This window comes from Microvirga arabica (assembly GCF_016811235.1).
Taxonomy (GTDB): Bacteria; Pseudomonadota; Alphaproteobacteria; order Rhizobiales; family Beijerinckiaceae; genus Microvirga; species Microvirga arabica.
In genome coordinates this window covers 88,859-96,772 of record NZ_JAFBID010000016.1, presented here as the reverse complement: position 1 = coordinate 96,772, position 7,914 = coordinate 88,859, and the positions used below count along the sequence as shown (strand labels likewise).

Sequence of the window (7,914 nt, the reverse complement as noted above, 5' to 3'; positions counted from 1 at the left end):
GCGCGAAGAGGCACCCTGGCTCTTCCATTCTCACCACCACACATCGAGCCGGGCTGCCCAACGCGCCACCCTCGATCTCACCCACAGGCTCGCAGCTCACGCTGCGGGCCACACGGTGCTGGCTCTTTCTCAATAGCCCCGCTTCACATCCGCAAGGGCGCGGCCCAGCGCCTCGGCCAGGGTCTCGCGCTCTGGCGGGGAGAGGTCGCGGGCAATCACCACGTGCTGATTGCGGGAGGCAAGCGAGAGCTTCTGCATGCCGTATTCGTCGTCGATCTCCCGGTCGAGGCGGGTCCAGAGCGGGTTGAACTGCCAGTCCTTCACCTCGCCCTTGGGGCTCACCTTGCGAAACAGGAGCCGGATCGGGGTCAGCTCCAGCAGCTCGAAGGCGTCGCCCTGCCGGTAGCTGACCCGGAAGGCGATGTAGAGGCCGAGGAAATCCAGGCCGAAGAAGCCGGCCACCGGCCAGAAGCCCATGACCACGAAGGGGATGCTCGCCACCAGGGAGGTGAGGCAGACCAGCATCATGACGATCCTGAACGCTTTCGGGCTCAGCGACCGGTGCGGCCGGATCACGGCCGAGAACACCGGCTCCTCGAACCGTTCCGCGCCATCAAATGTCGCCTTGCTGCCTGCCATAGCCCAGATATAACGCAGGAATGTCCGATCTGAAGCAGCCATCCCGTCGCATTTCAAAGCCTAAACAGAAGCCCGCCGTGCCGGCGAAAGCCGTCGGCAAGGCCGTGCGCTCCCGCGTGCCGAAGCCGGTCGACCGGGCCACGATGGCGGAGATCTTCCGCCGCTGGCACGCGGCCAATCCCGAGCCCAAGGGCGAGCTCGACTACACGAACCCCTATACGCTGCTGGTTGCCGTCACGCTCTCGGCCCAGGCAACCGATGTGGGCGTCAACAAGGCGACGAAAAACCTGTTTCCCATCGCCGACACGCCGCAGAAGATGCTCGATCTCGGCGAGGAAGGCCTGCGCCAGCACATCAAGACGCTGAACTTCTTCAACACCAAGGCGAAGAACGTGATCGCCATGGCCCGGCGCCTCGTGGACGAGTTCGGCGGCGAGGTCCCTCGTTCCGTCGAGATCCTGGAGACCCTGCCGGGAGTCGGTCGCAAGACCGCGAGCGTCGTGGTCAACATCGCGTTCGGGGATCCGAGGGTTGCGGTCGACACCCACATCTTCCGCGTCACCAACCGCCTGCCGCTTGCCATCACCAAGACGCCGCTGGACACTCAAGTGGCGCTGGAAAAGCTGATCCCGGACGAGTACCGGCTCCACGCCCATCACTGGCTCATCCTGCACGGCCGCTACATCTGCAAGGCGCGCAAGCCTGAATGCTGGCGCTGCCCGGTCAACGACCTGTGCCGTTATCCGGACAAGACGATTCCGTAGATTCTTTTCAAACCCTCCACGTCATCCCCGGGCTTGTCCCGGGGATCCACGTCTTTGCACCGCTGTGGTTCTGAAGACGTGGATGGCCGGAACAAGTCCGGCCATGACGGGGGAGGGCTGAAATGCTCTACCGCCTCAAGCAACGCGGCGCAGAAGGCGTGCAGGCAATGCCCGGTGTCGAGCAGGCGAGCCCTTGCGATGTGCGGCTGCAGACCACGCAGCTGTCGGTCCATTCCAGGCACGTCGCATCCGGCGCGCCGTCCTGCCTTGCCGCTTGAGGCTCCGTGCTCAGGCCGAAGAGGATCGCCAATGTTGCAACCAGCAAAGCGACCGCAATGGAGAGAGTAACGGCCAGAGTCTCATCACGCGGCAGCATCGATCAGCCGTAGACCATGAGGCCTGCGAGGCCCGCGGCTCCGGCGAGGATGCGCCAATAGGCGAAGGGCGTGAAGCCGTGGCGCGACACGTAGTCGAGCAGCAGCTTCACCACGAGCAGAGCCGCCACGAAGGCGGAGATGAATCCCGCCACGATGATCGTGATATCGTTGGCGGAGAGGATCTTGTAGTTCTTCAAAAGGTCGTAGGCGAAGGCGCCCGCCATGGTGGGCATGGCCAGGAAGAACGAGAACTCTGCGGCCGCGCGTTTTGAGGCTCCCATCAGCATGGCGCCCACGATGGTGGCGCCGGAGCGCGACACGCCGGGGATCATCGCCACGCATTGCATGAGGCCGATCTTGAGGTACATCGAAAGGGGAAAACGGGTCGCGTCGGTTTTCGTCGCCTCAAGGGGCATCCGGTCGATGGCGAGCAGCACGAAGCCACCGATGATGAGCGTTATGCACACGATCCAAGGGTCGAAGAGAACTTCCTTGATGAAGCCGTGCAGCACGGCGCCGATCAGAGCCGCGGGCAGGAAGGCCACCAGCACGCCGATGACGAAGTGGCGCGCCATCGGATCGTGCGGCAGGGCCTTGGCGATGGAGAGAAGCTTGTTGAAGTAGACCGACAGGATCGCCAGGATCGCGCCGAGCTGGATCAGCACCTCGAAGGTCTTGCCGGTCGACTCAAAGCCGAGGAAGTGGCCGACGAGGAGCAGATGGCCGGTCGAGGAGACGGGGAGAAACTCCGTCAGCCCTTCGATGAGGCCGAGAAAGAGCGCCTCGATGATTTGCGACATCGTTGAAAATCCTGAGAACGGCGCCAGATGCGGGAGCGCCTCGACCTCTGTCAAGAAAGGTTTGCGCTGCAGGCGCGGCCCTTCTGCGTCAGAGACATGAGATTCACCATTATTCCTTACCAACCCTTAACGAAACACGGCCTTATTCTTGCCGCCTGTTTCGCGTCAGCATCATTCATGGCCACCCTGCATTCCTATCCCTTTTGCCCGCAGTCGCGGTTCGCGCGTCTCATTGTTGCGGAACTCGGCCTTGAACCGGATGTGGTCGAGGAGAAGCCGTGGGATCGGCGCATCCCGTTTCTCGAGATCAACCCGGCCGGCAACCTGCCGCTGTTCCGCGACGACAATGGACTAGCGGTGCCCGGCCCCATGGGCATTGCGGAATATCTGGACGAGACGCGAGGCGAGGATCTTCGGGATCGCCGCTTTCTGCCAGGGGATCTCGCCGGGCGGGTCGAGGTGCGCCGCCTGCTCGACTGGTTCTTGGTCAAGTTTCACGGCGAGGTGTCGGACTACCTTGCCACAGAAAAGATCTATAAGCGGTTCATGCCGGGCGAACTGGGAGGCGGTCCGCCTGACATGGGTGCGATTCGCGCAGCCCAGACCAATGTGCGATACCATCTCAAATACATCGGTTTTCTGATTTCCCAGCGGAATTGGCTCGCCGGCGACCAGATGACCTATGCGGATCTGGCGGCGGCTGCCCATCTGTCGGTGGTGGATTATCTCGGCGACGTGCCATGGAACGAGGACGAGACAGCGAAGCTTTGGTACGCCAGGATCAAGTCCCGGCCGTCCTTTCGCGCGCTCCTGGCGGACCGGGTGCCGGGCATGGCGCCGGCGGACCATTACGACAATCTGGACTTCTAACCGGGGAAGCGCTCAAGCGCGCCTTTGTCGAGCGTGCCAGGGCGCTCGGCTTCGACACCGTGCGCATCGCCCGGCCGGACTCGATCCCGCTTGCGCCGGAGCGTCTGCAAGCTTGGCTTGAGGCCGGTCATCATGGTTCGATGGAGTGGATGGCGGAAACGGCAGAGCGCCGCGCCGATCCCCGTACCCTCTGGCCGGAGGTGCGCAGCGTCATCCTGCTCGGGCTGAACTACGGCCCGTCCGACAATCCTCTCGCGGAACTCGCGCAAAAAGACCGCGGCTACATCTCGGTCTATGCCCGCAACCGCGACTACCATGACGTGATTAAGGGCAAGCTCAAGGAGGCGGCAGGGTTCCTCGCCTCAAAAGCCTCGTCCGACGTGAAGGTGTTCGTCGATACGGCACCGGTGATGGAAAAGCCGCTGGCGGAAGCGGCAGGCCTCGGCTTCCAGGGCAAGCACACGGTGGTCGTGTCGCGGGAGTTCGGCAACTGGCTGTTTCTCGGCGCCATCTTCACCACGGCGGAACTGCCCGCCGACGAGCCGGAGCGCAATCATTGCGGCTCCTGCCGCCGCTGCCTCGACATCTGCCCGACAAACGCCTTTCCTGCGCCCTACCAGCTCGATGCGCGGCGCTGCATCTCGTATCTCACCATCGAGCATAAGGGGCATATCCCCGAGGAGCTGCGCTCCGGCATCGGCAACCGCATCTTCGGCTGCGACGACTGCCTGGCGGTGTGCCCCTGGAACAAGTTTGCGCAAGCGGGCCGCGAGGCGCGGCTCGTGCAGCGTGACGATCTCGCCGCCTTGCCGCTGGCCGATCTCTCCCGCCTCGACGATCCCGCCTTCCGCACCCGCTTCGCCGGTACGCCGATCAAGCGCACGGGCCGCGACCGGTTCATCCGCAACGTGCTGATCGCCATCGGCAACGCGGGTGATGCGAGCCTCGCCGATGAGGCCGAGCGTCTGCTGGACGATGCCTCGCCGCTGGTGCGCGCCATGGCCGTCTGGGCGCTCGGGCGCCTGTTATCGGCGGAGGCGGTGGCCCGTCATGCCGCCGAGCGGCTGGATCGGGAGAGCGATCCGGACGTGCGCGAGGAATGGCGCAGGGCGATGGCGCCAGCCGCTAGAACCGTAGCCTGACCCGAAGAACCGAACCATCATCCTCCGACCTCATCCTGAGGAGCCCACGCAGTGGGCGTCTCGAAGGAGCCTCCAGAGAGCACTGGACGATCCTTCGAGACGGCGCTTACGCGCCTCCTCAGGATGAGGGTTGAGGGTGTGATGTCGGGTTCTCTTATCGGCCGCGCCAGACTCACGCCGCGTGGCGGTTCGCCGTCGGGCCGAAGTGGTCGATGTAGCGCGGGTTGATGGCGGAGACGGGCAGCATGACGAGCACGTCCGTGGTGCCGAACTGCCGGTCGATCACGGCGCCCGTGCCGAAGGTTGCGCCGACGCGCAGATAGCCTTTGATCAGGGGCGGCAGGGCATGCAGGGCCGCCTTCGGATCGATGGCTTCCTTGGGCAGGATGTCCATGGGGGTGAAGCGCTCCGGCAGCGCGCTGGCCTGCCATTCGGCCGGCGCGGCGGCGTAGTGGTGCAGGAAGCTCAGGGGAAGCGCCAGCGCCCGCGGGTCGGTGCCCTCCAGGCTGGCGCAGCCCATCATCACATCGATGCGATGGTGGAGCACATAGGCCCAGATGCCGTGCCACAGCAGTTCGACCGTGCGCTTGTTGCGATAGGGCTTGAGCACGCAGGAGCGGCCGAGCTCCAGGAAGCGCAAGCCGGGATGAGCCTTCAGGAGCGGCGCGATATCGTATTCTCCCCGCGTATAGAACCCGCCGTGGCGCTCGGCCATGTCCTGGCGGAGCAGGCGGTAGGTGCCCACCACCTTGGGCGTTGCCGGGCGGAAGGGCTTGGCCTTCACGTCATGATCGAGGACGAGGATGTGGTCGCAGATCCGATCGTACTCGTCCACGTCACGGCGGGAGATCAGGGCCGCACCAGTGGGCGATGCCGACATCTCCTCGTAGAACACCTTGAAGCGCAGCCGCTGGGCGCGCCGGATCTCCTTGGCGGTGGTTGCGAGGCGAACCTCGAGGGAGCCGATCCTGCCGAGCACGGGATCGAGACTGCCGTAGTCGCGGACGATCCTGTCGCCGCCGGGCATGAACTTGAACCCGTGAAGACCTGAACCGATGGGAGCCAAGCCAGGCGCGGCATGGTTCGAAGGATACTGACTCATCGCTGCCTCACAGAATCGTCTCTCCGGCGCCGGATCGTGGCTAATGCCGCTCCGCTTCCGCTATGACATAAAACCTGTTCCAAACTGTTTTGTGACAGAAAACATATGCGTTCCGGTGGAAAATATCGGGGCCAGGCCGGAGATTCACAAGCACGGTGAGGGGATCCCCGTCCCCTTGTCACGCAGCGGCCGGGCGCCGGTCCGTGTGAGAACGATAGGAGAGGGCCTCAGCCACATGGATGCGCCGGACCCGCTCCTCCCCGTCGAGATCGGCCAGGGTGCGGCCCACCTTCAGCACCCTGTGGAAGCCGCGGGCGGAGAGCCGCATGGCATTGGCGGCATCGCGGATCAGGGACAGTCCCTCCGGGTCGGGCTGCGCCACGTCCTCCAGCAGCGCCGGCGGGCAGGCGGCGTTGGTCGTCACGCCATCGAGTTTCAGAGCGGCATAGCGCCTGGCCTGCCGGTCGCGGGCCAGGGATACCCGGGCGGCCACCTCGGCGGAGCCCTCAGAGGGAGCGGGCAAGATCAGGTCGGCGGCGGTGACGGCCGGCACGTCGATGGCAAGATCGATGCGGTCGAGGAGGGGACCGGAGAGCCGCGCCTGGTACTGCGCGATACAGCGCTCATTCGGCTGACGGCGGCAGACATAGCCCGGTTCGGTGGCCTGTCCGCAGCGACAGGGGTTCATGGCCGCGACGAGCTGGAAGCGGGCCGGATACGTGACCCGGTGATTGGCCCGGGCGATCAGAATCTCGCCTGCCTCAAGAGGCTGCCTCAGGGAATCGAGCACCTGCGGCTGGAACTCCGGCAGCTCGTCGAGAAAAAGCACCCCGTGATGGGCGAGTGAGGCCTCGCCGGGCCGGTATGGAATGATAACAAAGTTCTTACAAAGAGAATAAAGTTTGGACAGATATAATAAAGTTCTTACAGATATCACTTTCTGGTTGTGACTGTCTAATAAAGCCGTGCAGCCTTCCCCATTAGATTCTCGACGTCATTGTAGTAGCTGGCAGCCTGCTGCACGGAACGGTGTTGCGACTGTTGCATTGCTGCGGGCAGGGGTACTCCGGCATGAGCGGCTTGGGTCAGATAGCCGGAGCGCAGCCCGTGCGCGCTGAACAGCGCCGGATCGAACCCAGCCTGCCTACAACGCTTCTTGACAATGTCGTTGACCCCATCGGCGCTGATGGCGCCTTGGCCCATTCGCCCCCAACGGTCTATGGCCCGAAACACTGCTCCACCGCTGATCCCCGCCCGGTCCAGCCAGGTAGTGAGCGCCTCGGCGGGGCGGCCGATGAGAAGGACGCGGGATCCGTCATCCGCGTTGCCGCGCTTGGTGCGCCCGAGACGGATTGCGAGGCAGGGGAGCTTATTCGATTCCGGATCACGAGGGTTGGCCGGCACCGGCGGAAGAGCCTCAATCTGCTCGACCCGCAGCGAGGCTAACTCCGAGCGTCGGCGACCGCCGGAGGCGAAGGCGGTCAGGAGGAGAGTGCGGTCGCGTCGGTCGACAAGCCGGTTAAGCACGCAGGTGGCGAGCAACCGGTCGAGCACATCCCGGGTGATCGCCCGCTGGCTCTTGCGATGAGGCGACCGGGCGCTGGCCCGCATGGCGAACTTGAGGGCCGTCTTGAACGCTGGCGTTGCGAAGGCGGGCGCAAGACCGCGCCAGCGATGCAAGGTCGCCCAGCTGGCGAGACGGCGCCGGACGGTGCCTGGCGCATGCGGCCCAACCACCCGCAGGAGGCCGTCCGCCTTGAGGCTCGCTGCGACCGTCTCCGGCATGCCATGGCCCGGCTCGGTCTCGCGCCGGGCCGGATCCCAAAGATGATGAGCGAGGAATTTCAGGGCGAGGCCCTCGGGCGCTGGCCAGGGGAGGGGAAGCCCAGTCGCGGCGAGGGCCCAGCCCTCCAGATAGCCAAGATCCGAGGCGAGCGCACGCAGGGTGTTCGCGCCCATGCCCTCTTCAGCCAAGTGCTTGAGGGTGGCGACGTCCTCATCCGTCAACAGCGCCGCCAGCGCCTCGCGCCGGTCAGCCGGAAGAATGCCGGCGAGGGCGTCGAGTTCATTGGTGCGGCGCAGGTGCGGATCGTCTAGGCGATTGTTCAGCGACTGGCTCACAAATGCACCCCATGCGCCGGGCTGAACGGCATTTCCACAAGGGGGACCATAACATCCTTAACGGCAAGGACATCAGAGAGTGATTGCTGATCTACGGAG

At 64.7% G+C, this 7,914-nt stretch carries 8 protein-coding genes and 1 pseudogene; 4 read left to right on the top strand and 5 right to left on the bottom strand.

Going from position 1 to position 7,914, the window contains the following annotated elements:
- Positions 1-129: 129 nt before the first annotated feature.
- The gene (locus tag JQC81_RS11010) at positions 130-639 is read right to left on the bottom strand and encodes a DUF2244 domain-containing protein (protein ID WP_203271861.1); all 510 of its coding nucleotides are present in this window, start codon (positions 637-639) and stop codon (positions 130-132) included.
- A 20-nt stretch (positions 640-659) separates the two neighbouring features.
- On the opposite strand from JQC81_RS11010, the gene nth reads away from it, so the two are divergent.
- Positions 660-1,403, top strand: a complete 744-nt coding sequence (gene nth, locus JQC81_RS11005) for an endonuclease III (protein WP_203271855.1) — start codon at positions 660-662, stop codon at positions 1,401-1,403.
- Between the two features lie 122 nt (positions 1,404-1,525).
- Positions 1,526-1,681 (top strand): hypothetical protein, encoded by a 156-nt coding sequence (locus JQC81_RS11000; RefSeq protein WP_203271854.1) that lies wholly within the window; start codon positions 1,526-1,528, stop codon positions 1,679-1,681.
- Between the two features lie 101 nt (positions 1,682-1,782).
- Here the strand turns inward: JQC81_RS11000 and JQC81_RS10995 are convergent, their stop codons facing one another.
- On the bottom strand, positions 1,783-2,580 hold the full coding sequence (locus JQC81_RS10995; protein ID WP_203271853.1) for an undecaprenyl-diphosphate phosphatase: 798 nt from the start codon (positions 2,578-2,580) through the stop codon (positions 1,783-1,785).
- Positions 2,581-2,757: 177 nt separating this feature from the next.
- Here JQC81_RS10995 and JQC81_RS33060 point away from each other — a divergent pair, with 177 nt between their 5' ends.
- Positions 2,758-3,450 (top strand): glutathione S-transferase family protein, encoded by a 693-nt coding sequence (locus JQC81_RS33060; RefSeq protein ID WP_246520343.1) that lies wholly within the window; start codon positions 2,758-2,760, stop codon positions 3,448-3,450.
- Positions 3,348-4,592, top strand: coding sequence for a tRNA epoxyqueuosine(34) reductase QueG (gene queG, locus JQC81_RS10990; protein WP_246520347.1), 1,245 nt, complete (start codon positions 3,348-3,350; stop codon positions 4,590-4,592). The genes JQC81_RS33060 and queG overlap by 103 nt, the downstream gene beginning before the upstream one ends.
- A 172-nt stretch (positions 4,593-4,764) precedes the next feature.
- On the opposite strand, the gene olsB is transcribed toward queG, so the two are convergent.
- The 3 genes and pseudogenes from olsB to JQC81_RS10975 form a co-directional block, all read right to left on the bottom strand.
- The gene (olsB, locus tag JQC81_RS10985; protein WP_203271851.1) at positions 4,765-5,694 is read right to left on the bottom strand and encodes a l-ornithine N(alpha)-acyltransferase; all 930 of its coding nucleotides are present in this window, start codon (positions 5,692-5,694) and stop codon (positions 4,765-4,767) included.
- 178 nt (positions 5,695-5,872) lie between these two features.
- Positions 5,873-6,556 (bottom strand): annotated as a pseudogene (locus tag JQC81_RS10980) (ATP-binding protein); the annotation flags it as partial.
- 92 nt (positions 6,557-6,648) lie between these two features.
- Positions 6,649-7,815: a site-specific integrase gene (locus tag JQC81_RS10975; protein ID WP_203271850.1), complete on the bottom strand. Its 1,167-nt coding sequence runs from the start codon at positions 7,813-7,815 to the stop codon at positions 6,649-6,651.
- Positions 7,816-7,914: the final 99 nt, after the last annotated feature.